20 protein-coding genes are annotated in these 26,874 nt (G+C 64.8%); 19 read left to right on the top strand and 1 reads right to left on the bottom strand.

Annotation, left to right across the window (positions count from 1 at the left end):
• Nucleotides 1-2: 2 nt before the first annotated feature.
• From ACQCSW_RS00995 to ACQCSW_RS00925, 15 genes are all read left to right on the top strand, one after another.
• Complete coding sequence (locus tag ACQCSW_RS00995) at nucleotides 3-1,511, top strand: CCA tRNA nucleotidyltransferase (RefSeq protein WP_426989119.1); 1,509 nt, start codon at nucleotides 3-5, stop codon at nucleotides 1,509-1,511.
• Entirely contained in the window at nucleotides 1,508-2,092 is a 585-nt protein-coding gene (locus ACQCSW_RS00990; protein ID WP_252600859.1) for a histidine phosphatase family protein, read from the top strand. The genes ACQCSW_RS00995 and ACQCSW_RS00990 overlap by 4 nt, the downstream gene beginning before the upstream one ends.
• Before the next feature lie 603 nt (nucleotides 2,093-2,695).
• Nucleotides 2,696-2,839 carry a hypothetical protein gene (locus tag ACQCSW_RS00985; protein WP_426989118.1) on the top strand — a complete coding sequence of 48 codons (144 nt, stop codon included), beginning with the start codon at nucleotides 2,696-2,698 and terminating at the stop codon, nucleotides 2,837-2,839.
• Nucleotides 2,840-2,902: 63 nt separating this feature from the next.
• Nucleotides 2,903-4,369: a glycosyltransferase family 87 protein gene (locus ACQCSW_RS00980; protein ID WP_426989117.1), complete on the top strand. Its 1,467-nt coding sequence runs from the start codon at nucleotides 2,903-2,905 to the stop codon at nucleotides 4,367-4,369.
• A complete protein-coding gene (locus ACQCSW_RS00975; RefSeq protein WP_426989116.1) occupies nucleotides 4,362-5,801 on the top strand; it encodes a phytoene desaturase family protein in 1,440 nt (479 codons plus the stop codon). The genes ACQCSW_RS00980 and ACQCSW_RS00975 overlap by 8 nt, the downstream gene beginning before the upstream one ends.
• Before the next feature lie 55 nt (nucleotides 5,802-5,856).
• A complete protein-coding gene (locus tag ACQCSW_RS00970) occupies nucleotides 5,857-7,845 on the top strand; it encodes a penicillin-binding transpeptidase domain-containing protein (RefSeq protein ID WP_426989115.1) in 1,989 nt (662 codons plus the stop codon).
• Between the two features lie 99 nt (nucleotides 7,846-7,944).
• On the top strand, nucleotides 7,945-9,627 hold the full coding sequence (locus ACQCSW_RS00965; RefSeq protein ID WP_426989114.1) for an ABC-F family ATP-binding cassette domain-containing protein: 1,683 nt from the start codon (nucleotides 7,945-7,947) through the stop codon (nucleotides 9,625-9,627).
• A gap of 45 nt (nucleotides 9,628-9,672) precedes the next feature.
• Nucleotides 9,673-10,446: a DeoR/GlpR family DNA-binding transcription regulator gene (locus ACQCSW_RS00960; protein WP_426990591.1), complete on the top strand. Its 774-nt coding sequence runs from the start codon at nucleotides 9,673-9,675 to the stop codon at nucleotides 10,444-10,446.
• On the top strand, nucleotides 10,443-11,639 hold the full coding sequence (locus ACQCSW_RS00955) for an MFS transporter (protein WP_426989113.1): 1,197 nt from the start codon (nucleotides 10,443-10,445) through the stop codon (nucleotides 11,637-11,639). The genes ACQCSW_RS00960 and ACQCSW_RS00955 overlap by 4 nt, the downstream gene beginning before the upstream one ends.
• Before the next feature lie 28 nt (nucleotides 11,640-11,667).
• Entirely contained in the window at nucleotides 11,668-13,164 is a 1,497-nt protein-coding gene (locus ACQCSW_RS00950; protein ID WP_426989112.1) for a bifunctional phosphatase PAP2/diacylglycerol kinase family protein, read from the top strand.
• 172 nt (nucleotides 13,165-13,336) lie between these two features.
• Nucleotides 13,337-14,299, top strand: a complete 963-nt coding sequence (locus tag ACQCSW_RS00945; protein ID WP_426989111.1) for an ABC transporter ATP-binding protein — start codon at nucleotides 13,337-13,339, stop codon at nucleotides 14,297-14,299.
• 14 nt (nucleotides 14,300-14,313) lie between these two features.
• Nucleotides 14,314-15,201, top strand: coding sequence for an ABC transporter permease (locus ACQCSW_RS00940; protein WP_426989110.1), 888 nt, complete (start codon nucleotides 14,314-14,316; stop codon nucleotides 15,199-15,201).
• A gap of 20 nt (nucleotides 15,202-15,221) precedes the next feature.
• Nucleotides 15,222-16,571, top strand: a complete 1,350-nt coding sequence (locus tag ACQCSW_RS00935; protein WP_426989109.1) for a sensor histidine kinase — start codon at nucleotides 15,222-15,224, stop codon at nucleotides 16,569-16,571.
• A gap of 49 nt (nucleotides 16,572-16,620) precedes the next feature.
• Nucleotides 16,621-17,256, top strand: coding sequence for a response regulator (locus tag ACQCSW_RS00930; protein WP_426990590.1), 636 nt, complete (start codon nucleotides 16,621-16,623; stop codon nucleotides 17,254-17,256).
• 145 nt (nucleotides 17,257-17,401) lie between these two features.
• A complete protein-coding gene (locus tag ACQCSW_RS00925) occupies nucleotides 17,402-18,721 on the top strand; it encodes a M18 family aminopeptidase (RefSeq protein ID WP_426989108.1) in 1,320 nt (439 codons plus the stop codon).
• Nucleotides 18,722-18,745: 24 nt separating this feature from the next.
• On the opposite strand, the gene ACQCSW_RS00920 is transcribed toward ACQCSW_RS00925, so the two are convergent.
• Nucleotides 18,746-20,986: a PKD domain-containing protein gene (locus tag ACQCSW_RS00920; protein ID WP_426989107.1), complete on the bottom strand. Its 2,241-nt coding sequence runs from the start codon at nucleotides 20,984-20,986 to the stop codon at nucleotides 18,746-18,748.
• Between the two features lie 457 nt (nucleotides 20,987-21,443).
• Between ACQCSW_RS00920 and ACQCSW_RS00915 the strand changes: the two genes are divergently transcribed.
• The 4 genes from ACQCSW_RS00915 to ACQCSW_RS00900 all read left to right on the top strand — a co-directional run bounded on the left by ACQCSW_RS00915 (nucleotide 21,444) and on the right by ACQCSW_RS00900 (nucleotide 26,873).
• Nucleotides 21,444-22,259: a glycosyltransferase family 2 protein gene (locus ACQCSW_RS00915; RefSeq protein WP_426989106.1), complete on the top strand. Its 816-nt coding sequence runs from the start codon at nucleotides 21,444-21,446 to the stop codon at nucleotides 22,257-22,259.
• 1 nt (nucleotide 22,260) lies between these two features.
• Entirely contained in the window at nucleotides 22,261-23,259 is a 999-nt protein-coding gene (locus tag ACQCSW_RS00910; RefSeq protein WP_426989104.1) for a glycosyltransferase family 2 protein, read from the top strand.
• Complete coding sequence (locus ACQCSW_RS00905) at nucleotides 23,256-24,566, top strand: glycosyltransferase family 2 protein (RefSeq protein ID WP_426989102.1); 1,311 nt, start codon at nucleotides 23,256-23,258, stop codon at nucleotides 24,564-24,566. The genes ACQCSW_RS00910 and ACQCSW_RS00905 overlap by 4 nt, the downstream gene beginning before the upstream one ends.
• 90 nt (nucleotides 24,567-24,656) lie before the next feature.
• Nucleotides 24,657-26,873: a hypothetical protein gene (locus ACQCSW_RS00900; RefSeq protein ID WP_426989100.1), complete on the top strand. Its 2,217-nt coding sequence runs from the start codon at nucleotides 24,657-24,659 to the stop codon at nucleotides 26,871-26,873.
• Nucleotide 26,874: the final 1 nt, after the last annotated feature.

Below are 26,874 nucleotides of genomic sequence, written 5' to 3'. Positions count from 1 at the left end.
CTATGGCGCACGCACATCACAAGATTGATTCCAACACCGTCGATTTCCAGGTGGACCCGGTGGTCCTGGAGCTCGGGCAGCGCTTTGTCGACGCCGGCTATGAGCTGTCCCTGGTAGGCGGTCCGGTACGGGATCTCTTCCTGGGACGCACCTCGCCCGACCTGGACTTCACCACGGACGCCACCCCGGACCAGACGGTTGCCCTGATCAAGAAGTGGGCTGACAACTTCTGGGAGATCGGCCGAGCCTTCGGGACGATCGGCATGCGGAAGGCCGGCTTCCAGATCGAGATCACCACCTACCGGGCCGAGGCTTACGATCCGGAGTCGCGCAAGCCCGTGGTGGCCTTCGGCAACTCACTCACCGACGATCTCCTGCGCCGCGATTTCACTATCAACGCCATGGCGCTGCGGCTCCCGTCCCTTGAACTCATTGATCCGTTCGGCGGCGTCCGGGATCTCAACGCCTCCGTCCTGGCGACGCCCGCTTCACCCGAGGCCTCCTTCTCCGATGATCCTCTCCGTATGATGCGCGCCGCCCGGTTCGCATCGCAGCTGGGCATTTCCGTGCACGACGACGTGCGGCTGGCCATGAGCCAGATGGCCGAGCGGATCAAGATCATCTCGGCCGAACGCGTCCGTGATGAGTTGGTCAAACTCATCTGCGGCGCCCACCCCCGGGTCGGTGTGGACCTGCTCGTGGAAACCGGCCTCGCCGAATTCGTGCTGCCTGAGGTGTCAGCCCTGCGGCTGGAATCTGACGAGCACCACCGCCACAAGGACGTCTACCAGCACTCCCTTCAGGTCCTGGAACAGGCCGCTGCCCTGGAAACGGATGCCGACGGCGCCGTGCCGGCCCCCGACTTTGTGCTGCGGTTCGCAGCGCTGATGCACGACGTCGGCAAGCCGGCTACGCGGCGCTTCGAACCGGGCGGCGCGGTCAGCTTCCGCCACCACGACATGGTGGGGTCAAAGCTGACGGCCAAGCGGATGAAGACCCTGCGGTTCGACAAGGACACCATCAAGGCGGTCGCCCGGCTGGTGGAGCTGCACATGCGTTTCTACGGCTACGGTGATGCCGGGTGGAGCGACTCGGCCGTGCGCCGCTACGTCACGGACGCCGGCCCGCTGCTGGACCGGCTGCACCGGCTGACCCGCTCGGACGTCACCACGCGCAACCAGCGGAAGGCTGAGCGTCTCGCCTTTGCCTACGACGACCTGGAAGACCGGATCGCCGTATTGCGCGAGCAGGAGTCCCTGGACGCGGTCCGGCCCGATCTGGACGGTGCCAGAATCATGGCCATCCTGAACCTCAAACCTGGTCCCGTGGTGGGCCGTGCCTACAAGTTCCTGCTGGAGGAACGGATGGAACACGGACCGCTGCAACCGGACGACGCCGAAGCGAGGCTGCTCGCCTGGTGGGCGGAGCAACACGAGGCAGCACCCCCGGTTCCGGAAGCAGCAGAGCCTCCCGCCGCCGTCGAACTTTCCCCGAACGAGGAGTCCAAATGATTAACCCGATGACCGCGCCCCGCCCCCAGCTCTGGATCCTGCGCCACGGCGAGACCGAGTGGTCCAAGAGCGGGCAGTACACAGGGCTCACCGACCTGCCCCTGACCGTGGAAGGCGAGCAGCAGGCCGTGGAGGCCCGGAAGGTGCTGGACCAGGTGGACTTTGACCTGGTCCTGACATCCCCGCTGCGCCGCGCCCGGCGGACCGCGGAGCTGGCTGGTTACCCTGACGCGCAGCATGAGCCGCTGGCGGTGGAATGGAACTACGGCGACTATGAGGGCATCAGTTCGGACCTGATCCGCAAGGACAACCCGGATTACCTGATCTGGACGCATGGTGTGCCCAACGGCGAGACCTTGGACGAAGTGGCAGCCCGCGCTGACAAGATTGTGGCCAGCGTGCTTGAATCCGGGCTGGACAACGTGCTGATCGTGGCGCATGGGCACTTCTCCCGGATTCTCACCGCGCGCTGGCTGGAACTCCCGCCTGCCGAGGGCCGCCATTTCATCCTGGGAACCGCGAAAGTCTGCACGCTCGGCTGGGATAAGCGGACCCCGGCCATTGTCCGCTGGGGACTCTAATGGCGCATTCATAAACTTTCTTGAAAAACTTTGCGAATTAAGTGGCGCATTGCCGCATTCGTAGGGTAATTTTATTCCTGACCCCAGAGCGTCTTTGCCGGGGTCGCGGCGCGCGTTGCCAGGCCAGTCAGCCGAGGCAGCGGCATAACAGAAAAGGAGGTTGGGAAAAATGATTACTTTGACTAGCGGATGGAAGATGACCATTATCGCGAACCCAGCCTCTGATGCTTTTGCGCGCCGTCGTAACGGAGTGCCTGCCTCCTAGCCTTCCCGCAACTGATCCCGCCCACGCGGCGGCGTCACTTGCAATGAGGTATATCCAGGCCCATCCTCCTTGGACGGCTCGCCTTAGGCGACGCCTGCTGGACGTCTCCTGTCGGCGTCCCTTCCAGGCTGGTCCGCGCGGCGACGCAGCATCCCCATAGTTCGGAACTCAGCTTCTTTGTTGGGGTCTGCACCGCCGCTGGAACACGGTCCGTCTTCGCCTTCGCGAACTATTCATAAACACCGGGTATTTCCCTGCCTAACTATGCCGTTATTTATTCGACATTCAATGGCTTTATTTGTTATGCCCAATTTCACGCCCGAAAGGAGGTGACCACCATGATCAAGAGAATCAAGAAAGCATTCTTCTTCCTTCGGAGATCTGTCCGGGATGACCGCCGGGAATTCAACGGGCAACTCCTGGACCGGCGACGCGAAGACGTATTCGTCCTGTTGCACCAGCAGATGGGCGGCATGAACTGAGGCGGGGGGGCCGGGGATGAAGACCACGGTCCGGCAGGGCACGTCCCGGGTAAGCTCTCAGACATGCAGGAGACGAAGCCACCGGCGCACCCACCGCGCGCCCGCTTGGTTGTTCCGAGCCGCAGCGACCTGTTGCTGAAGAACTTCACGGAACTGATCGGCGGGCCGATGGGTGCTCGGTCGGCGCCCGGCCTCATCTCCCCCGGCGTTTTTACCGTGGAACGTGTCCTGATCATCCTGACCGTAGTGGCGGCGTTGGCCGGCATCGCGATCAAGGGTTACTGCCGGGCGAACGGCTGGTCGAGTCCCGGCCAGTTCTATTCCACGTGTTATTCCGACTTCCCGGAGTTTTTCCGCAACCGCGGCCTGGGGGACGGCACCTTCCAGATCCTGAGCCCGGGATCACTTTTTGAAGATCCCGTCCTGATGGGACTTATTGCCGGAGTGACTGCCTGGCTGGTCCCCGGCGAGGGCGCCGGTGACGCGCGGATCCTCGGTTACTTCGACGTTAATGCCACCCTGGTTGCTGCCGTATGGATTGTCACTGTGCTGGCGACGGCCCGGATGTCACAGCGGCGCCCCTGGGATGCGGCCATGGTGGCGTTGGCACCTGGCATCGTGCTGGCCGGAACCATCAACTGGGACATGTGGGCCGTGGCCCTGTTGGCGCTGGGAATGCTGTGTTTTTCGCGTGAAAGGCTGATCCTGGCCGGCACCCTGATCGGCCTCGCCGCAGCGACCAAGCCTTACGCCGCCCTGGTTTTCGGAGCCATCCTGCTGCTGGCACTGCGGACCGGGCGTATCCGCGGGTTCCTTGTCACGGCCGGCGCCGGCGCAGCTGCCTGGCTGGCCGTTAACGTTCCTGTCGCCGTCTCCAATCCGTCCGGTTGGGGGTATTTCTTCAGGTTCACGGAGACAAGGGAAGCCGGCTACGGGTCGTTGTGGTTCGCCTACAACCTGGTGGCCCGGCGGCTGCGCTGGCCTGTGCTGGATCCCGCAACCATCAACTGGCTGGCCCTGGCCGTGTTCCTGTTGGCCTGCGCCATGATTGCCGCGGTGGCGCTGACAGCAGCACGCCGGCCGCGGCTGGCCCAGTTGGCGTTCCTCATCGTGGGTGCTTTCATCCTGACCAGCAAGGTCTATTCGCCACAGCATGTCCTATGGCTCATCCCTCTGGTGGCGCTGGCCAGGCCGCGGTGGCGGGATTTCCTGGTCTGGCAAGGCGTGGAGGGGCTGTATTGGGCTGCTATCTGGATGTACTTGGGCCAGGTGGCCAGCCAGGGCCCGACGCAGCACAATATTGATATGCCCTATTACGTCCTGGCGGTGGCAGCACATATGCTTCTAACGGCATATTTGATGATTCGGGTTGTGTGGGACATTTATGATCCCAACTATGACCCTGTTCGCCGCCACCACCTCGATGATCCGCACGGTGGGCCATTTGACGGGCAGCCCGACTGGTTGCGGTTCAGCCCCCGCCATCGCTCACACGCGGTCCTCCCCTGGCGGGCGAAGCACCATGCCTGACGTCGCCGTCGTTGGGTCCGGACCCAATGGGCTGGCTGCAGCAGCCGTGATGGCGCGCGCCGGCCTCTCCGTCGAAGTCCACGAGGCGGCAGAGACGATCGGAGGCGGTACCCGCACCGCCGAACTGATGCAGCCGGGGCACCTCCATGACATCTGCTCGGCCGTGCACCCCATGGCGCTGGCGTCCCCCTTCTTCCGTGACTTCGAACTGGCACGCCGGATAGACCTGGTGGTCCCGGAGCTTTCTTTCGGATCACCGCTCGACGGGGGACGGGCGGCCCTCGGCTACCACAGCCTCGAAAGGACGGTCCAGGGCCTGGGCAGGGACGGCGACGCCTACCGCCGGCTTGTTGGCCCGCTCGTTGACCGCATTGACGGCGTGATGGACCTGACGCAGCAGCAGCTGCTCAGAATCCCCATGGATCCGCTGGCGGCGGCGCTCTTCGGGCTGCGGACACTGGAGCAGGGATCGCGGCTGTGGAACACACGGTTCAACGAGGACCTTGCGCCTGCATTGCTCAGCGGCGTGGCCGCCCATGCGGTCTCGCAGCTGCCCTCGCTGGCCTCTGCCGGTGCAGGGCTCATGCTCACTGCCCTGGCCCACGCCCAAGGCTGGCCGATTCCGCTGGGCGGATCAGCCTCCATCGCGGCCGCGCTGGAAGCAGACATACGTGCCCACAGCGGAGTGATCCATACGGAAGCGCCGATCGAGAGCCTCCAACAACTCCGAGGCGCAAGGGCCACTCTGCTGGACGTCGCCCCCCGGGGCCTGCTGAACATTGCAGGCGACAGGCTCCCGGCCAAGTACCGGCAAGCCTTGGAGACGTTCCGCTATGGGAATGGTTCCTGCAAAGTGGACTTCATCCTGTCCGGTCCCGTTCCGTGGGCGGCAAAGGAGCTGGGCGACGCCGGTACGGTACACGTCGGCGGGACGCGCGAAGAGCTGGCGAGTGCGGAGAATGAAGTGTCTGCCGGAAGGCACCCGGAGCGCCCTTACGTGCTGGTTGCCCAGCCATCGCGTTTCGACAGTGGACGCGCGCCGGCAGGGAGGCAGATTCTGTGGGCATACTGCCATGTGCCCGCCGGATCAACCCGGGATATGGGCGAGGCCTTGACCGCACAGCTGGAGCGCTTCGCCCCCGGATTCCGGGATGTGGTGGTTCAGACGCACGTGACCACCGCCGCGGAACTGGCCAGCTACAACCGGAACTACGTGGGCGGGGACTTCAGCGCCGGGATCATGGACGTGCGCGGACTTATCCAGCGGCCGGTGGTCTCGCGCGTTCCGTGGCGCACGCCCGTGCCCGGCGTGTATCTGTGTTCGTCCTCCACACCGCCAGGCCCCGGTGTGACGGGGATGCCAGGGTACTTCGCCGCGAAACATGCCCTGAAGGACATATTTGGACTTAAGGTCCCCTCCCTCGGCCTCTAAGCCGGGTACGGATCTGTGACAGCCGGCGTGGTCCAAATCGGGGCATAATAGCGCGGTGGGGAACTCAAGAAAACTATCACTTGCCATAGCTGGACTCATTCTCGGCGCCTCCCTGGTTGCCTGCGACGACGGCAGAGGGGATGCTGAAAGTGCGGCCAAGCAGTTTGCGTCCGCGCTTTCCACGCTCGACGTCGGCTCGGTCGCCTTTGATGGCAAAGACTCCGGGGTGGCCAAACAACAGGTCCAGGATGTGTTCAAGGCCCTGGAACCGGACAAGCCCACGGTGGCCGCCGGCGACCTCACCCTGGACGGCGACACTGCAACCGTTCCGCTGAATTACGCGTGGAAGCTCGGCACCGGCGAGTGGAAATACACGGTCTCCGCGGAGTTCACGAAGTCCGGGGACAAATGGCTGGCTGTCTGGAACCCGGCAACCCTGGTTCCGGGACTCGCCGACAACGAAATCCTCAGCAAGGGCACCCAGTCGCCGCAGCGCGCCGACATCCTGGGCGCCGGTGACGCGAAGCTCGTTACGTACCGTCCCGTGATCAACGTGGGGATCGACAGACTGCTGGTGGGGTCCGCGGACGCCGCCGCGTCAGCCACCAAACTGGCCGAACTGGTGGGTGTGGATCCCGCTGCCTATGCCCATCAGGTTGCGGCCTCCGGCGCCGAGGCGTTCGTCCGGGCCATCACCCTCCGTGATGAGGGCCGCACCATCACCGATGCGCAGATCACGGGCATTCCCGGTGCCCGCGCCATCCCGGAAAGCCAGCCGCTGGCACCCAGCCGCTCGTTCGCAAGGGCAGTCCTCGGCACTGTCGGTGAGGCTACGGCGGAACAGATCGAGGCGTCGGAAGGCGTCCTGACCGCCGGAGACGTGACCGGCATCGGCGGGCTCCAGCAGCAGTATGACGCACAACTCCGCGGCACCGACGCCGTGGTGATCCGTGCGCAGCGGGCTGACCTGACCCGCGAACAGATCCAGGCCGCCGGAACGGATCCCCGCAAGGTGGTGTTCGAGATGGCCCCGACTCCCGGCACTCCCCTGAAAACCACACTGGATCCGAACCTCCAGTCACTCGCCGAGAGCACGCTTGCCGGTGTAGGCCCGGCGTCGGCAATCGTGGCGCTCCGCCCTTCCACGGGGGCGGTTCTCGCGGCGGCCTCGGGTCCGGGAAGCAACGGCTACAACACCGCAATGCTGGGCCAGTACGCGCCCGGGTCAACTTTCAAGATCGTCGATTCGCTCGCCATGCTTCGGAACGGCCTGACGCCCGATTCGAAGGTGGAATGCACACCCACCCTCACCGTGGACGGCCGGACGTTCAAGAACGCGGAAGGTTACCCGGAAACCTCACTGGGGTCGGTGGCACTCCGCGATGCCTTTGCCCACTCGTGCAACACGGCGTTCATCGCTGCGCGCGATACGGTCACGCAGGCCCAGCTTGAGGCTGCCGCCGTCGCCATGGGCGTGGCCGTGCAGGCCCCCTCGCTGGGTGCCGCGGCGTTCCTCGGGTCCGTTCCGGGCGAGGCTGCCGGCACCGAACATGCCGCCTCGATGATCGGCCAGGGCAAAGTTCTCTTGTCCCCGCTGGCGGCCGCCATCATGGCCGGCTCCGTGGGCAAGGGATCCCCCGTCTCCCCGCAGCTGGTGCTGAATCCCGACGCCGGCGCCGCCCCGGCAGACACCTCCGGCGGGACGACGGCGGATGCAGGTTCGCCGCCGTCGAGCGTTACGCCGGAAGCGCCGTCCCAGGCGTCCGGCCAGCCGATCACTGCCGCTGAGGCCGCGGCGCTGTCCGACATGATGCGGGCGGTGGTCACGTCGGGCCACGCCGGCTTCTTGTCGACCGTTCCGGGTGCCCCGGTGGGCGCCAAGACCGGCACTGCGGAGTTCGGCAAGGAGACCCCGCCCAAGACGCACGCCTGGATCGTGGCTGTCCACGGTGACCTGGCCGTGGCCGTGTTCGTCGAGGACGGCGGCCTCGGAGCCACCACGTCCGGGCCGCTGCTCAAGCAGTTTCTGGCTGCCGCCGGCTGACCCTCGGAGATTTTGTCCAGATAATGCGCGCGAAATGGCCTCTAAGGCAGATTATCTGGACAAAAACTCGTGTGGGGCGGCCATGGGAAGATTGTTGGCGTGGCCCACATAGACATTTCCGGTATTGACTACTTCCTCTCCGATGGCACGCAGCTGCTCAACGGCGTGACTTTTAAGGTCCCGGACGGTACGAAAGCGGCCCTGATCGGCCCCAACGGCACGGGTAAGACCACCCTCTTCCGGATCATCTCCGGCGACCTCGTTCCGGACGAAGGTGTGATCGGGCGCTCCGGAAACATGGGCATCATGCGCCAGTTCGTGGGCCAGGTCCGGGACGATTCCACCGTCCGCGATCTGCTGGTATCGGCCGCCCCGCCGGCCCTGGCCGCCGCGGCCAGGGAGGTGGACGAGGCTGAGCTTGCCATGCTGGAGCACGACGACGAACCCACCCAGATGCGGTACGCGCAGTCGATCGTAGACTGGGGAGATGCCGGCGGTTATGACGTGGAAACTGTCTGGGACGAAGTCTGCATGGCCGCCCTCGGACTGCCCTTTGACCGCGCACAGCACCGCCCGGCGTCGAGCCTTTCCGGCGGCGAGCAGAAGCGGCTGGTGCTGGAGGCACTGTTCGCTGGACCTGACGAACTCCTGCTCCTGGACGAACCGGACAACTATCTCGATGTGCCTGGCAAGCGCTGGCTTGAGGACAAGCTCAACGAGTCCAAAAAGACAGTCTTCTTCATCAGCCACGACCGCGAGCTGCTCAACAATGCCGCCGGACGCATCGTGACCCTCGAACCGGGCATCAACGGCGCAGGTGCCTGGGTGCACGGCGGCGGCTTTGGCTCCTACGTGGACGCCCGCGCCGACCGGAACGCCCGCTTCGAAGAGCTCCGCAAGCGCTGGGACGAGGAGCACGTGAAGCTCAAGGAACTCGTCAACATGTACAAGAACAAGGCGGCATTCCGGTCCGACATGGCCAACCGCTACCAGGCCGCCCAGACGCGCCTGGCCAAGTTCCTCGAGGCCGGCCCGCCCGAAGCTTTGCCGATCGAGCAGAACGTCCGCATGCGCCTGAAGGGCGGCCGGACCGCCAAGCGGGCCGTCGTGGCTGAAAAACTGGAACTGACCGGGCTGATGAAGCCGTTCTCCACCGAGGTGTGGTTCGGTGACCGTGTGGGTGTGCTCGGTTCCAACGGCTCCGGCAAGAGCCACTTCCTGCGCCTGCTCGCTACGGGCGGGACGGACCCGGAACGGGAGCACCTACCCGTGTCCGACGTCGATATCGCCGAAGTGCCGCACGAGGGCACCGTGAAACTCGGCGCCCGTATCCGGCCCGGCTTTTTTGCCCAGACCCACGTCCGTCCCGACCTCCTGGGCAAAACCCTGCTGGAGATCCTGCACCGCGGCGACGAGCACCGGTCCGGCTTGGGACGCGAGGCCGCTGCCGGCGCATTGGACGGCTACGGACTGGCATCGCAGTCGGAGCAGAAGTACGAGTCCCTCTCCGGCGGCCAGCAGGCGCGGTTCCAGATCCTGCTGCTGCAGCTCTCCGGCGCCACGCTCCTGCTGCTGGATGAGCCCACGGACAACCTGGACCTGCATTCGGCCGAGGCCCTGGAAAAAGCCATCGACCACTTCGAGGGAACGGTCCTGGCAGTCACCCACGACCGCTGGTTCGCCCGTACCTTCGACCGGTTTCTGGTCTTCGGTTCCGACGGCCGCGTCTACGAATCCCCCGAGCCCGTGTGGGACGAAAAGCGGGTTGAGCGGGCCCGCTAAGCGTCGAAATACGTTCATATGATCAAAAATTGCTATCATATGAGCATGAAGACAGAAGGGCGGCATCGCCTGATCGGGGAGCTGCTTCGCCGCAAAACCGAGGTCTCGGTGGAAGAGCTGACCCAGGCCTGCGACGCATCGGGCGCCACCATCCGCCGCGACCTCGAGCTGCTCGCATCGCATGGCGTGCTGCGCCGGGTCCACGGCGGTGCCAGGAGCCTCATTGCCGGCGGCGAAAACCCCGGCTATGGCCAGCGCGAACTCGAAGACCAGGCCGTGAAGGTCAGGATCGCCGCCGCCGTGGCCGGCCTGCTGGGAGAACGCGAACACGTGTGGCTGGACAGTGGCACCACAGCCACGGAAATTGCCCGCGTCCTCCGCGGGCGCGAACTGACGCTGATGCCCATGTCCATGCGCTCCCTGACGACGGTCACAGAGGACGACCCGCACGCCGGCCAGCGTCCTGCCTTGCTGCTCCCCGGCGGAAGCCTGGTCCCCGGCGAGCTATCCTTCCGCGGCCCGCTCGCGGAAGCCAACATCCGGTCCCTGCGCTTCGACACGGCGGTGGTCACGCCCTGCGCCTTGAACTTCAGGGACGGTCTCCTGGCCCATGATTTGGAAGATGCCGCAGTGAAGCGGGCCGGACTCGAATCGGCGCGGCGGGTGATTGTTGCTTGTACCGGTGCCAAATGGAATGCCACCGCGATGGCCCTGGTTGCCCCCTTGGACGCAGTGAACGTGATAGTCACGGACAAGGACCTGAGTGCGGACGAACTCGCACACCTCAACAAGCTCTCGGTGGAAGTAGTTAAAGCATGAGCATCAAAACCAGCACGACGGCCGGACCGTCCCTCAAGGCAGCAGCCGCCGCCACTTTTGTGGTCTTCGGAATCAACGGCTTTGTCTTTGCCAGCTGGGCCGCCAGGATCCCCGCCGTCACCGAGACGCTGCACCTGACCTCCGGCCAGATGGGCACGCTTCTGCTGTGCATAGCCGTCGGCTCACTGCTGGCCCTTCCGACGGCGGGACTTGTGGTGGGGAAGATCGGCACCGCCAACGCGGTGCGCGCAGGCGGACTGCTGTCAGCCCTGGCCGGGGTGGGCATTGCACTTTCCCTGTCGGCGGAATCGGTCCCGGGCACCGCCGTTGCGCTGTTCTTCTTTGGCATAGGCGTCGGGCTGTGGGACGTCTCCCAGAACATCGAAGGGGCCGACGTCGAGCACAAGCTTCGGCGCACCATCATGCCGCAGTTCCATGCGGCCTTCAGTGGCGGAGCCTTTGTGGGGGCGCTGATCGGTGCGGGCCTGTCAACGATCGGCGTCGGCCTGCCATTGCACTTGCTGGTCATCGCTGGCGTGGTGGTGGTAGTCGCCCTCGTGGCGCCCCGCTACTTCCTTCCGCACATGGCTCATGCCCTCCCGGTGGAGGGTGAACCGACGGCGGTGAAGGGGACATCGGCGTGGCGTGACAGCCGCACCCTTCTGATAGGCGTTGTGGTCCTGGGCGCAACACTCACGGAAGGCGCCGGAAACGACTGGATCGCCAAGGCCACCGTTGACGGCCTGGGCAGTTCGGAATCCACCGGCGCCCTGATGTTCGCCTTGTTTGTCCTGGCGATGACGGCGATGCGGCTCTTCGGCGGCCGCGTGATCGACACCTACGGACGCGTCGCAGTGCTCCGGGCCAGTATGGGCGCAGCCACGGCGGGTCTGTGCCTGTTTGTCCTCGCGGGGAACATCTGGCTGGCCGGGGTTGGTGCTGCGCTGTGGGGCGTGGGCGCTGCGCTGGCCTTCCCCATGGGCATGTCCGCGGCCGCCGACGATCCGAAGCATGCAGCCGCGAGGGTTTCGGTTGTATCCACTTTGGGGTATGTTTCCTTCCTCGCCGGCCCGCCGCTGCTGGGCTACCTGGGCGACCTCACGGGAATCCATCTGGCGCTCCTCGCGATCCTCGCCCCGATCCTGGTGGCCTTGCTCCTCGCCGGCGCCGCGAGGCCCCTGTCCTCCACGTAGGGAACCTCACCGGTTATAGGGTGGGGAGATGTACGGAGTGTGGCGCAAAGGACCAGGGTGGATCAGCCGATTTGACCGGCACCTTGTGCGCGGCGTGTCGTCGTTCCCGGGGGGAAACCACGATGAGTTCTTTCGCCGCCTCTCGGCGTCAGCCACTCACGGCAAACTGTGGATGGGGGCTGCCGCGATCATGGCCGCGTTTCCCGGCAAGCCCCGCCGGGCCGCCATGCACGGGCTGATCGCCCAAGCGGTGGCATCGGCTGTGACCAACGTGGTGTTCAAAACCCTGTTGCCGCGGGCACGGCCGCTCCCTGAGAACCTGCCGGTTTTCCGGTTCGTCCATCCGCAGCCCACCAGCTCGTCCATGCCATCGGGGCACTCGGCGTCCGCCATCGCCTTCGCGCTCGGCGCCGGGATGGTTAAGCCGGCTGTCGGTGCGGCACTTGCGCCGGCGGCACTGGGGGTGGCCTACTCACGTGTCCACACGGGGGCCCACTGGCCATCGGATGTGTTCTTTGGCTCGGCGATCGGCGCAGGGGCGGCGCTGGTGACCCGCAAGTGGTGGCCCGTCCGCCCACCGTTTCCCGAAGTGGCCCGCACCGCAACCCAGGCCCCGGAGCTGCCGGGCGGTGAAGGTCTCAGCATCGTGGTGAATACCCTGGGCGGCTCATTTACCGAACAAACGGCAGACGCACTCCAGGAAGTATTCCCAAAGGCGCATATAAAAACAGTCGAGCCGGGAGAGGGCCTGGGCGAGGCCATCCAGGCCACCGCCTCCCGCCCCGACACCCGGGCCCTGGGCATGTGGGGCGGAGCCGGAACGGTTGGCACCGCGGCCGCGGCCGCCGTCGATCATTCCCTTCCCTTGCTGGTGCTCCCGGGCGGAACACTCAACCACTTCGCGCGGGACACGGGGACTGCCAACCTGAAGGACGCTGTGGCAGCTGCAGCCGCGGGTGAAGCCGCGCGTGCCGACGTCGGCGTTGTGACCGTGGAGCGAGGGCTGGCGGGCAACCCGGAAACAGCTGACCTGGTCATGCTGAACACGGCCAGCATCGGTCTGTACCCCAACCTGGTCCGGCGCAGGGAGCAGCTGCAGCCGGCCCTCGGCAAACCGCTGGCCGGCGTGGTGGCAATGTTCCGGACCTTCGCCGTGGGAACACCCACCACCCTGACCGTGGACGGTGTCCGGCACAAACTCTGGATCGCCTACATCGGACGCGGGCGCTACTACCCCAGGGACCACGCGCCCTTGTCGCGGCCCGTGCTGGACGATGGCGTCCTGGATGTCCGCATGATCACCGCCGACGAATCCTTTGCCCGGCTACGGCTCCTGTGGTCAGTGCTGACCGGCACGGTAGCGACGTCCCGGATCACCCATCTGCGGGAGGCTACGGAGGTCCGCATTGAGTCGGAGGGCTCCCCCATGGCGCTGGCGGTCGACGGCGAAGCGCTGGCGGGCGTGCGCAGCGTCCGGTTCCGGGTGGAACCGGGCGCGTTGACGTATTACTCGCCCCGCACCTAAAGCGGCTGCATCCCGGAGGGGACCCCTAATCATCCGTGCGGACTACCCTGATTCGCCCCTGAATCATCCCTGAGACCGGCGAAATCCGGCCGTGCCGTCGGTAGCGTGGAGCGTACACACGAAAACTTCCCCGCATCCCAGCCACCTGGCTGCTGTTCTAAGGAACATTTCCATGATTGAGGCAACAGGCCTGACCAAGGTCTACGGCAGCAAAACGGCGGTTGACGGCGTCAGCTTCACCGTCAAGGCAGGGCAGGTAACAGGCTTCCTTGGCCCGAACGGCGCCGGCAAATCCACCACCATGCGCATGATCATGGGACTGGACCGCCCGACGTCGGGCACGGTCACCGTCAACGGCCTGCGCTACGCCGATCACAAGGCCCCCCTCCACGAGGTGGGTGCACTGCTGGACGCCAAGGCGGTCCACACCAGCCGCAGCGCCTACAACCACCTGCGGGCCATGGCGGCGACGCACAACATCCCCACGTCCCGCGTGCACGAAGTCATCGAGATGACCGGCCTGGAGGCCGTCGCCAGGAAGAAGGCAGGCGGCTTCTCGCTGGGCATGGGGCAGCGCCTTGGCATTGCCGCCGCCCTTCTTGGCGACCCACAGACCCTGATCCTGGATGAGCCGGTCAACGGCCTCGATCCGGAGGGTGTGTTGTGGGTCCGCAACCTGGTCCGCTACCTCGCCGGACAGGGTAAAACCGTCTTCCTGTCCTCACACCTCATGAGCGAAATGGCCCAGACGGCAGACCACCTGATCGTGATCGGCCGCGGCAGGATCATTGCCGACGCCCCCGTGCAGGACATCATTGCGGGCACCAGTCAGGTCAAGACCCTGGTCCGCACGTCCGCAGCCACCCAGCTGTCAGCCCTGCTGTCCGGCGATGGCGTGACGGTGGACCAGGGCCAGCCCGAAACCCTGGAAGTGACCGGCCTGGACGCGCGGCAGATCGCCCAGGTGGCACTGGATAACCGGGTCCTGGTCTACGAACTCACCCCGCAGCAATCGTCTCTGGAAGACGCCTACTTCGACCTCACCAAGGACGAAGTGGAATACCACTCACACCTGACCGGTGGCCCCGCCGGCGAGTTCGCTCCGGAAACCGCCCCGGCAACGGCAGGAAAGTAAGGACGATGACCACCATGACTGATACCCAAACTTCCCGGGTCCGTTCCACCGCTGGTACCAGGGGGGTGACCTTCGCCGGTGTGCTGCGGTCCGAATGGATCAAGCTGTTCTCCCTGATGTCCACCCGCGTCCTGCTGCTCCTGACCCTTGTGGCGATTGTCGGCGTCGGCGCCCTTGCCGTCCTGATCCGGTTCTCCTTCCTGGATTCCATGGCGCAGCAGGCGCGGGCACAGGGCCAGACCCTGACGCCGGAAATGATGGCGCAGTCCGTCCCGCCGGGGTCAGGTTTTGACCTGTACAACCTGCCCAATGCCGGACTGCAGATCGGCATCCTGGTGCTGGGCTCGTTGGCTGTCCTGTTCATCTCCTCCGAATACGCCACGGGAATGATCCGTTCCACCATGAACGCCGTCCCCCGCCGCACGCCGGCCTTTGTGGCCAAGGCGATCCTGCTCGCCGTGATCTCTTATGTCATCACCACCATCGCCGCCGTGGCCACGTTCCTGATTGCCGTGCCGGTCTTCCAGGGACTGGGCTTGGACCTGGATTGGTCCACGGACGGCGTGCTGTACAGCGTCTTCACGGGCGGCCTCTACGTTGCCGGGGTGGCCTTGATCGGCCTGTCGCTCGGCGCACTGCTGCGCAACTCCGCCGGCGGCATCACCGTGCTGGTGGGCCTGTTCTTCGTAGTGTCCATCGCGGCGAGCTTTATGACCTTCATCCCGGGTGACTTCTGGAAGTACGTGCCGCAGTACCTCCCCAGCGACGCCGGCGGACGGTTCCTGTCCATTGGCCACACCGACGGCGTCATCGATCCGTGGCAGGGCGGCCTGATTTTCCTGGGCTACGTTCTGCTGTTCCTGGTTCCGGCCATGATTGTGCTCAAGAAACGCGACGTCTAGGCGGACACTAGGCTCAGAGCATGAATGAGGCGTCTCTCGTCAGGGACGCGCCGGCCAGCCAGGCCGACGCGTCCTTTGCCGAAATCACGGCCAAGCGCCGCGGCTTGCTCCGGCGGTACCTTTACCATCGTCCCCGGGTGATGGACGGTGTGGTGGTGTTCAGCTACGCGCTGCTGGTGGCGCCGACCGTGGTGGATGCGATCATGTCCGGCGCCTGGCTGGCGGCGGCGCTCCTCTTCGCGGTCGCGGGGGGCCTGTTCTTCCGGCGCTCCCACCCCGTGGCGCTGGCAGCCTTCGTCGCGGTCATGGAAGTGGCGGTCACGCTGCTGCACCCGTGGGGCTCCAATGTATCGGCGGGGTTGTGGTTCTCGCTTTACGCTGTGGCCGTGGTGCACACGCGCCGGTTTGCGCTGGTGGCCATGGCCGCCGCCACGGCGCCGCTTGCCCTGCTGTACCTGCTGGCCGCCGTTGGTCCCATGGAGAATTCCTTCATCCACGATGCCGGCGGCAATCCCGGGGACTTCCACCTCCTGACCAGCATCGCTACCGGCGCCACGATCGCCCTGTCCAACGTCATCGCCACCGGGATCGGCATCTCGGTGCGGCAGCGGCGCGAGCATGAGCAGGAGATCGCCGCCTGGGCGGCGCGGACGGCCAGCCTGGCGTCCGTCAATGAACGCAACCGGATTGCCCGCGAAATGCACGACGTCGTGGCGCACTCGCTGACGGTGATGGTCAGCCTCTCCGACGGCGCCGCGGTCGTGGTCCGGAAAAGTCCCGACCGCGCGGGCGAGGTGCTTGGTGAGCTGTCGCGGACTGGCCGGACCGCGCTGGCTGACATGCGGCGTGTCCTGGGTGTACTTCGGGACGACGCCGGCGGGACGGCGCCACGGCAGCCAATCGCTTCCGGCGACAGCCTGGCGAAGCTCCTGGAGGGTTTCCGGACCGCGGGCCTGCCGCTGCACTACTCGCACACCGGCCCGGCGCTTCCCGATGACGCGGCCTTTCAGCTGACGGTCTACCGGATAGTTCAGGAGTCACTGACCAATGTGCTCCGCTACGGCCGGTCGCTGGGTCGGGTGGACGTGGGAATCGTCCGGACCGGCTCCACGGTCACCATTGAAGTGCTCGACGACGGCGCGGGAGTCCCAGGTCCGGGCACCTCCGACGGCGGCGGGCCGGGTTCAGGCGGGCCCGGTTCCGGCCAGGGGCTGGCGGGCATGGCCGAACGGGCGCGCATTTACGCTGGCACCGTGGTGTCCGGGCGGCGGGGCCGCGGCTGGCGGGTGTGTGCCGTCCTGAGCTGGCCGGCCGACGAGCCCGCGGAACCTCACAACCATCCACCCCAACTGCAAGGTACACGTGACTGATACACAACCGATAACCGTCCTGCTGGTGGATGACCAGCCGCTCCTCAGGATGGGCTTCCGACTCATCCTCGAGGGCGAGGAAGACCTGCATATTGTGGGCGAGGCCTCCGACGGTGCCGAGGCGGTGCGGCGGGTCCGCGACCTCAACCCCGACGTGGTGCTGATGGACGTCCGGATGCCCGTCCTGGACGGCATCGAGGCAACCCGCGCCATCACGGCCTCCGGATCCTGCGCCAGGATCATCATCCTCACCACCTTCGATGTGGACGAATACGCGTTCGCCGGGCTCCAGGCAGGCGCGTCCGCCTTCCTCCTCAAGGACGTGGCGCCGTCGGACCTGGTCAGCGCCGTCCGGGTGGTGGCCAGCGGGGACGCCGTGGTGGCCCCGCGTGTAACGCAACGGCTGCTGGAGACCTATGTCCGCGGTGCTGCCATGCCGGCCCCCTCCGCCGCACCGCGGGACCCCCTGCTCGAAGACCTCACCCCGCGCGAAACCGAAATGCTCGAAGCCATGGCGGAGGGCCTCTCCAACGCAGAAATCGCGCACCGGTATTTCCTGTCCGAAGCGACGGTGAAGACCCACGTGCGCCGGATCCTTACCAAGCTCCACCTGCGCGACCGGGTCCAGGCAGTGGTGTACGCCTACGAGACCGGCCTGGTGGTCCCGAGCAATCCGGATTACTGACGCTGGCGCGGTCGACTGACGCACAGGTTCCGCACAGCATTCGAATCCATGAGCAACGCCACGGCGGCCGGGATGGTGCTGGCGGTATCGCAGATCGCGCTGACCTGCACCGCCGGGCTCAATGTGACCATCTAGACTCGGAACCATGCCTTCCCTCTCCAGTGCCGACGACTCCAGTGCCGTTGACCACATCCAGGACCTTGGCGCGTACGTCAGCGCATCGCCGTCGAGCTTCCACGCCGTCCACGAGGCCGCCCGGCGGCTGGACGCCGCAGGGTTCACGGGCCTGGACGAGCGTGAGCCCTGGGCCGGCGGGGCTGGTTCGTTCTACCTGGTCCGCGACGGTGCGCTGATCGCCTGGGTGGTCCCGGAAGACGCCGGACCCACCACCGGGTTCAACATCCTGGGTGCGCACACGGACTCCCCGTCCTTCAAGCTCAAGCCCAAGCCCACCACGGGAGCGTCCGGCTGGCTGCAGGCCGGAGTGGAGGTCTACGGCGGTCCGCTGCTCAACTCCTGGCTGGACCGCGAGCTGCGGCTGGCAGGCCGGCTGGTCATGCTGGACGGTACCGAGCACCTCACCGCCACCGGGCCCATGCTCCGCTTCCCGCAGCTGGCCATCCACCTGGACCGCGCCGTGAACGACGGCCTGACCCTGGACAAGCAGCGGCACATGAACCCCGTGTGGGGCCTGGGCGACCCCGCCGACGTCGACCTCCTCGCCGTGCTCGCTTCGCACGTGCCTGGCGGCGTTTCGGTAGATCCGGCCCGGATCGGAGGGTACGACGTCGTCATTGCAGACACGCAGGCGCCTGCGGTTTTCGGGGCCAACGGTGAGTTTTTCGCCTCCGGGCGTCTGGACAACCTTTCGGCTACGCACGCCGGGCTGGCGGCGCTGATCGCTCATGGCTCTTCTTCCGTGTCGGGTGGGCCGGTCGCCGTCCTCGCGGCGTTCGACCACGAAGAAATCGGATCCAACTCCCGTTCCGGAGCCTGCGGACCCATCCTCGACGACGTGCTTGTGCGGATCTCCGACGGCCTCGGCGCAACGGTGAGCCAGCGGCGGCAGGCGCTGGCGGCGTCGTTCTGCGTTTCCGCGGACGCCGGCCATGCCGTCCACCCCAACTACCCGGAGCGGCACGATCCGGCTAACCACCCGGTCCTGAACGGCGGCCCGCTGCTGAAGATCAACGCCAACCAGCGGTACGCGACCGACGCGCCCGGCGCGGCATTCTGGGCAAGGCTGTGCGGGAAGGCGAAGGTGCCGTACCAGGAATTTGTGTCCAACAACGTGATGCCCTGCGGCTCCACCATTGGCCCGCTGACCGCCACACGCCTGGGGATCCGGACTGTCGACGTCGGCGTGCCCCTGCTTTCGATGCACTCCGCCCGCGAGCTCTGCGGCGTGGCGGACCCGCACAGGCTGGCTGCTGTCACGGAGCTGTTTTTCCGGACTGCGGCGTAGCCAGCCAGTGTCAGGCTCGCCGGCTCAGCTAGCGGGTTTCAACGCGGTGCGCCACACAGCCACGCCTCGTGCTGCCCTCATGGTCCACGTCGCTGTGCCGCTGGCCCCCGCTGTCGCTTGGACCATGTCCGCTTCTTCGGCCAACTGGTTGGCGGCTGCCTCCCAGCGCTCCGTCCAACCCGAGGGAGGCGAGAAGACGGGAGTGCCGCAGTCACAGGCTGCCCCGCCGATCAGCATGGCCCCGTTGCTGGCGGTGTTAATGCTGCCCACGGTAATGCTGGTGGCCGTGTAAGTGGTATCGACTGCGGTGATCACGGGGGAATCAAGCGGGGTGGTGTTGTTCACGCCGCGGTAGGCCGTGATGCCGGCCCCCCACTTCGCTGCGGAACTGAGAGTCCAGGAGTAGCTGGACGGGTCCGCCGCGCCCACCACGTGGTAATAGGCAAACGCACGTGCATTGGTCCTGATGGCCAAGCCGTTCACCATCGGTGTCCAGCCCGCGGGGACCGAGGCCATGGTGGGACTCAGGTCGGCGGTGATCGCCGCGACCAGAACATCCCCCTCATGAGTGCCTACGGGAGCAGCCAGGGTTACAACCGTTGTGGCCGCGGAGTTGGTGGTGCTGGAGCCCACCACGGAGATCGCGCCGGCGGGAGGGGGAGGAGGTGCCACTGAACTGGCGGTGATGGTTGTGGTGGCCGAGGTTGATCCGGAGCTGTTGGCGGCTGTGAGTTCCGCTGTGTAGGTGCCGGCGGCCGCGTAGGTGTACGAGGGGTTCTGCACGGTGGACGTACCGCCGTCGCCGAAGGTCCAAGCCCAGGAGGTTGGCGTATTCGTGGAGGTGTCAGTGAAGCTGACGCTCAGCGGGGCGGTGCCGGAAGTGGGCGTCGCAGTAAAAGATGCCACTGGCGCGGATCCGGCAGGGGGCGGGGGCGGCGTTACCGGTCCGAGCGGCCGGTCCGAGAACCAGTAGCGCTTGGCGACGTGGTCGCTCGCCAACACCACAATGCCGGTGGAGTTGTTCACGCTCTGTTTTGAGGTGGTCACGTTGTTCATGTTCGACGACGACGCGCTCTGGATGACAGGCGTCCCACGGCCGGCCGCGAACACCGGATTATCCATGGACGCCGTCTTCTCATAGATGCTTCCGGCAACACCGGAATAAGCGCACCCGCTGACAGACGTCGGTGGTGCCGTCTGGAATGCCCGCACCAGATTGTTCTGGGTATCCAGCACAATCTGAGGGCGCGTCACGCAGTCACCGGCCACAGAGATCGTGGACTGGGTAAAGGATGCGGTTCCCGGCTTGAAAACCAGCAGGTACAGCTGGGGGAGGGTCGGATCGGAGGAGGTGTCGTTGAGGCTGGTCTTAACCGCCGCGAACACCCTGCCCGACGGATCCGCCTGCAGCGACTTGAGGTTCAGGTGGTCATCGGCCTGGCCCTTACCCCTAACCGCCGGTTGGAGCTTCCAAGAGTCCGCGGGAGCGTCGCCATCCTTGTGGGTGGCCCACCAGACGGTGCCCGTGAGGTGATCGCTCCATATCACGCCGATCTGGCTCTTGCCAAAGGCCACCACGGCAGAGATGTCATCAGGTCCCGGATTGGGGCTCGCGACGGGGATGACGAAGGGGGAGTCCCAGGACGCCCCGCTGTTCGCGGAATAGTTCATATAAACCGTGTTGGTAAAGCCCGAAGTTGAGTCCCCACCGACCTGCGTCCAGGTGGCCCAGACTCCACCCAGGCTATCAACGTCGACAGTCATGGATTCGCTGGAGTTGTCGGTGATCTGGGTGGGAAAGCCACTGTCCAGCGTGTACTTGCCGGCTGAGTAGCTGAACCGGTAAAGCTTTGCTGGCTGTCCCGAGAGTGAGGGATTGGGAGTCCCGTCACCAGTTATCGTCACCACATGGGATGCGATGTACAGATGGCTGCCATCCCATATCGTGTCCGCCAAGGTGTTGCCGCGGGTGTCGTTCACTACCCCGGTGTTAATCCAGGTGCCCGTGGGGCGGTCCAGCCGATAGATGCTCCAGCCTGTACCGGATTTCCACATGTCCGCCCACCAGGAGCCGTCGTTCCACCACAGTTTGCTCTGCGGTTTATCCGAGGTCGGCGGGTTAGCCACACCGTAATAGCTCAGGCTCTGAGTGCCATAGACCGGGTCCGCCGCAGCCACCGGGGATGTAGCCAGAAGGGAGCCCGCTACGATCATGGCCACGACGAGTGTTTGACCCAGCCAGCTGACGGGTGGTCGAATCTTCATTGCAGACTCCTGGGCACCTCGCTATAACCGGCCTGAAGTGCGTTGTTTGCGCTGGCCCAAACCAGCGAGCGAACCCCAGCTAGACGGCCAGCCTAAACCCGAAGAAGGGGCTGAGACGGAATCCCCTATACCTAAAAATGTGGTCTGAATAATAACCCCTATACCTAATATTTGGACCGGCGGATAACCCCCGTACTTGGATCGGATGCGGTGATCCGCCCCCTCAAAAGTGAGTACCTACTACTGGTGACAGCCTCATCAGTACCCCAATAGGCTCTTGCTTGCGGCCAGAGTCGAAGGCTAAATGAGAGCTGGGGCCAGAGACCAGACCCATGACCGGATAAAGCGCTATAGTCGCGCTCGACTTCACGGCCGAGCGGGGCATTGACTAATCCGCAAACGTCATGAAGTGGTGAGGCATTTGTCCATTTCCATCCAGCTCCCAATTACATTTACGATGTCAGCCGTCGAAGCCGCCAAGGCCTCAGTCAGCGTCGTCATTCCGACCCTGAACGAAGCGAAGAATATTCCATGGGTTCTCCGCAGGATGCCGTCGTACGTTGACGAAGTGGTCATCGTCGATGGCCGTTCCACCGACAACACGGTGGGCGTAGCCCAAGCAATCCGCGACAACCTTGTCATCGTCAATGAGCAACGCAAGGGAAAGGGCGTGGCCCTTCGCTCCGGGTTTGCTGCAGCCTCGGGAGACATCATCGTCATGCTGGACGCGGATGGCAGCATGGATCCCCAGGAGATTGGCTGGTTCGTTTCCCCGCTTCAACACGATTACGACTTCGTCAAGGGCTCACGCCACGTCACCGGGGGAGGCTCCGAAGACCTCACCCGCCTCAGGAAGGCAGGCAACCGCGCGCTGACCGGGCTGGCCAACGCGGTACTGCACAGCAACTACTCCGACCTTTGCTATGGATACATAGCGTTTCGACGGGAATGCCTGGAGATCCTGCAGCTGGAATCCGACGGCTTTGAAATTGAGACCGAGCTGATTGTCCGGGCGGCCCGGGCCGGTCTTCGGATCGCGGAAGTGCCCAGCATCGAGCTTGACCGGATCTCCGGAGCCTCTAACCTGCAAACCTTCCGCGATGGTTGGCGGGTCCTCCGCACGTTGGCCCGAGAATGCACCATGTGGGAGGCACCCACGGCAGGAGCCAGGCCGGAAGCCCTTCGCCGGGTGAAATACGCGTACGCCAATGTCAGCGTTCCGCGGACGCCTACCGACCCCCAGACAATTCTCTCCCTGGTTCGGGGAGGCTAGCATGCTGGATCGTATTGGACGTCCGAGCGTTTCGATTGTTATTTGTGCCTATACGGAGAGGCGTTGGGACCTTTTGCTGGACGTCATCGAGTCCGTCCGGGCCCAAACAGTCACCCCCCAGGAGATCCTGGTAGTGATTGACCATAACGAGGACCTCTACGAGCGGCTCATTGAAATTGTCGACGACGTGACGGTGGTGGAGAGCAGCGGCCCCCGCGGGCTTTCCGGAGCACGCAACACCGGCGTCGGCCTGGCGGACTCAGACATTGTGGCCTTCCTAGACGATGATGCCGAGGCCGCGCCGGACTGGCTTGAACGGCTGCTTGTCTTTTACGACGATCCTGACGTGCTGGCCGTCGGCGGACGCGTCGAACCGGTGTGGGAAACGGGCCGGCCGGGCTACTTCGGGGAAGAGCTCGACTGGATCGTCGGATGCAGCCACCGCGGAATGCCCAAGGTGGCTTCCGAAGTCCGTAATGTCATTGGGGCAAACATGTCTTTCCGGCTTGAAGTCCTCCGTCAGGTTGGCGGCTTCAACATCTCGCTGGGACGCCAGGGCACCTTGCCCTTCGGCTGCGAGGAGACCGAGATCTGCATCCGCTCGAAGATGGGCTCACCCGGATCGCGGATCGTCTACGAACCCGCGGCCTTGGTACGGCACCACGTGCCGGCGGACAGGGGAACCTTGCGCTACATGCTGTCGCGTTCCTGGTCCGAAGGGATCTCCAAGGCCCAGGTCAGCCGGGTGGTAGGCCACAAACGTGCTCTGGGACCGGAACGGCGTTACGTGCGCAGCATCCTGCCACGGGCCGTATTTGCGGGAGTGCGCGATTGGGGCCGGGGCGACAACCCACAGGGGCTGGGTCGGGCGGGCGCTGTCATTGCGGTCCTGGCATGCACCGCAGCCGGGTACGTACGCGGACGCCGGATAGCCCACGTTGAGGGCCGCCCGCGGTCCGGGACTGCCCTCGTAGGCGCACCGTGGAGGGAAGTTCAGTGAGTGAGCGTGTTGACGAGCTTATGCCTGTCGAGGAGCGGACTGCCTTTCAGTTGGCACCGGCTATGGACAGTGCCGCCCCGCCGGAGTGGTCGGGAGCCCGGTGGATCGGCGCCGTTGATCTGGATCGACTCTCCGATCACACCCAATTGCAGTTGCTCAACCACGCAGGCTACGACCGTGCACGGCTTTTGGTGCGCCAAGGGACCGCGGTCCGAGGCTTCGTGGATGTGGAGGCCACCGGAGGGATGCTTGAGAGGGCGGTTCTGGAGGAGGCTGTCGCGGGCCTTCCGGCCGTTACACCAGTGGCCCCCGGAGTGTCATCAACTCCTTCCGTCACGGTTGTCGTCTGCACGCGGGACCGGGCCGCACTGCTCCGGGGGGCCCTGACTGCCATCCTGGATCTTGGCTACCCAAATTTCGATGTCCTGGTGGTGGACAATGCGCCAAGGACTGCCGAAACCGCCAATATGGTGCGCGACGAGTTTGACGACCCCCGAATAACGCTCATCACCGAGCCCGCCCCGGGGCTCTCCAAGGCACGGAATGCGGGCCTCCGTCGCGCACAGGGCGACATCGTCGCCTACACCGATGACGACGTCGTTGTCGACGAGGCGTGGTTGCGCGAAATCGCCGCTGGTTTCGATCGCATGCCAGGCGCGGCCTGCGTCACGGGACTCGTGCCGGCCGGCGAACTGCGGTCGCCGGCGCAGGGATACTTCGATGACCGCGTCAGCTGGTCCAAAAGCGTTGCGCCCAAGATCTACTCGTTCGCCGACCCGCCCAAAGGGCTTCCGAAGTTCCCCTTCTGTCCGGGCGCTTTCGGAACGGGTGCGAATTTCGCGCTGGATCGCCGCACGGCACTGAGCCTGGGCGGCTTCGACAACGCTTTGGGAGTCGGAACCCGCACCGGCGGGGGTGAAGACATTGACATGTTCACACGGGTGATCCTTGGGGGATTCAGCCTGGTGGTTCAGCCGTCCGCGATTGTCTGGCACCGCCACCGTGGTGGCCTGGACGAATTGCGCGCCCAGGCGCGCGGCTACGGCAGCGGACTCGGTGCATGGCTCACAAAGATTCTCCTGAACCCCAACACGGCCCGGCTGGCACTGGCCCGCGCCCCGGGCGTCGCCTGGGAGTTGCTGCAAAGCGCAAGCACATCGCGACAGCCTGCAGCCACTAAGGGCCAAAGCCATGATTCCTGGGATCGGCAACTGGCCCAGGTGTTGCGTCTTGAGCTGATCTCTGTGGCCTGTGGACCGCTCAATTACCTTCTGGGGCGTAGGCCTTTCGAAAAACGGGGCTTATGACCCGCTGCCTGCTTCGCCGAGCCATCCCCTCGGCCGGAATTTGCACAATCCCATATCTGACCGTTGTCCGGTCAAGGAGGTCTTAGTCCCATGGCGCTGCTATTGAAGGATCCGCTCCCCGCCCCGAAACCACGTGTCTCGCAGCGACACAGACTCACTGCACCAAGGGCCTTGGAATATACCTTGGCGGCCTGTGGGCTGGTGGCCGCTGGCCTCATACTTTTCGATGTTGGCGGACTACCCTTGGCGGTCTTCAAACTCGCTATCTGCCTAGTTCTTCCGGGATGGGCCTTGGTGCGGAGGCTTCGCGGCGCGGAATCGGCAGCACGCCTGGTCTTGACGGTCGCGGCAAGTGTGGTGACGTACTCGATCTTCGCTCTGGCCATGGCCTGGCTGCAGTTGTGGAATCCGCGCCCTGTAGCTGCTGCCGTGCTCGTTGCGGCAGCATTCTACGTGCTGACTGCTCCGGGGCAGCGCCTTGCGATGAACTTTTCGGGCCTTCGCCGGCCCACGTTCCGGGAATCAGTACCGTGGGTGACTCTCGCCGCTGCCATGGTGACGTGGGGCGTTGCGCTGATTTTGACCAGCGACGAACAATTGGGCAGTTTCGGCCTGCTTCCCGTGTTTCCGATCATGTGGTACGTGGCTGCGGCCGTTGTTCTGGGCCTATGCATCCGGGGCATTGCAGCCCGCACCGTAAGCTCACACCGGTTCCTGAGCACCTCCGTGGCAGGCCTCGTCCTCATTCTCTATTCTTCGGCGAGCCTTCTTGCTGAAGTGCCCAGACTGCCGTGGACGTACAAACACATAGCAGTGACTGACCTCATCGGCGCCACCGGCCAGATCGATTCCATGATCGACATCTATAACCGTTGGCCCGGGTTCTTCGCCCTCAGCGCGTTTCTTGGTGAGGTGATCGGATACCGGAATGCCCTGTCATACGCCGCCCTGGCTGAGACAGGATTCGCGCTTATCTCAGTTGTGCTCGTCCTCGCTATCGCCCGTACGCTTTCAAGGAATCCGCGGATCTACTGGACTGCCGCGCTGGTCTTTGCGCTGGCCAACTGGGTCAACCAAAACTACTATTCCCCGCAAGCCTTCGCCTTCACGTTGCACCTGACCATGTGCCTGATCATCCTGACCTATCTGCGCGGTACGCCGGCCGCCTGGGTGATTGCCCTCGAAGGTCGCCTGACGAGGTGGGGGAAGAGGACGAGTCCGCGGTCCCCGAAACAAATACAGAGCAGTGGCCGTGCGGTGCCGTCCTGGGCAATCGTCGCAGTGCTTGCACTGCAGATTGTCATTGTCGCGAGTCATCAATTGACCCCCTACCTGGCCATCTCGGGACTTTTCCCGCTTCTCATCGTGGGGTACTTCAGGCCCAAATGGTTGGCACCGGCACTGTTGGTGATCGCGCTGCTCTACGTGCTTCCCCACCTCGACTTCATTGATGGTAAGTATGGGTTCGGCGGTGGCTTCGACTTCTTTTCCAACATCGGGTACAAGAAGTTAGGGGCAGATCCGGGCGAGTGGCTGTTGACAGGTCGCTGGGTCGCCAGGGAAGCGGTGGCTCTATCAGTCCTGACGGGATTGCTCGGCGTGGCCGGTTTCGTCCGCCGCCTCTTGCAAGGGAAGGTAAGGACAGCACTGATTGTTGGTTTGCTGGCCACCGCGCCGATACTCGGGATGTTCGGGACGTCTTACGGCGGCGAGGCGCGCCTGCGCGTCTATCTGTTCGCCCTGCCGTGGCTCGCGATCGGCGTTGCCTGGCTATTTTGGTCCGGACCTATCCGCACTCGGGCAACCGCCATCGGCGCCACCGCCACCCTTTCCGTGATGGCTGTCCTGTTCACAGGTGTCTACTTCCAGCCCGAAGCGAGCGTTCGCGTCTCGAGCCAGGACGTGGCCGCCAGTACGTTTCTTGACGCGCGCATTCAAGCCAGTGACCTGATCGTGGAGACGAACTACCACCTGCCGCTCCTCATCGGCCCGAATTACCCCAACTATCTTGACTCGGGAAGGGTAACGTCAATCGCCCGCATGTTGAAGAATTCAACGGTTGCCGTCACTGTGCAAGACGTGATAGCACGCGCAGATAAGGTGCGGGAATCGAACCATGTGCGGCCATGGGAGAGGATTTATGTCGTAATTTCTGATCACGAGCAATATACCGTAACGGCCAACCACAAGCCGGTTCCTCCCGAGGCTATTTCTCAACTTGAGCACGAATTGGCAATGAGTAATGAGGTAATGCGGGTTTTTGATTCTCAATCGATCAGGATTTACCAGATTACGCGAATCGGCTAGG

The organism is Pseudarthrobacter sp. Y6 (genome assembly GCF_050156205.1).
Classification (GTDB): Bacteria; Actinomycetota; Actinomycetes; order Actinomycetales; family Micrococcaceae; genus Arthrobacter.
The sequence above is the reverse complement of the archived record's forward strand: the minus strand, read 5'-3'. Positions and strand labels throughout refer to the sequence as shown.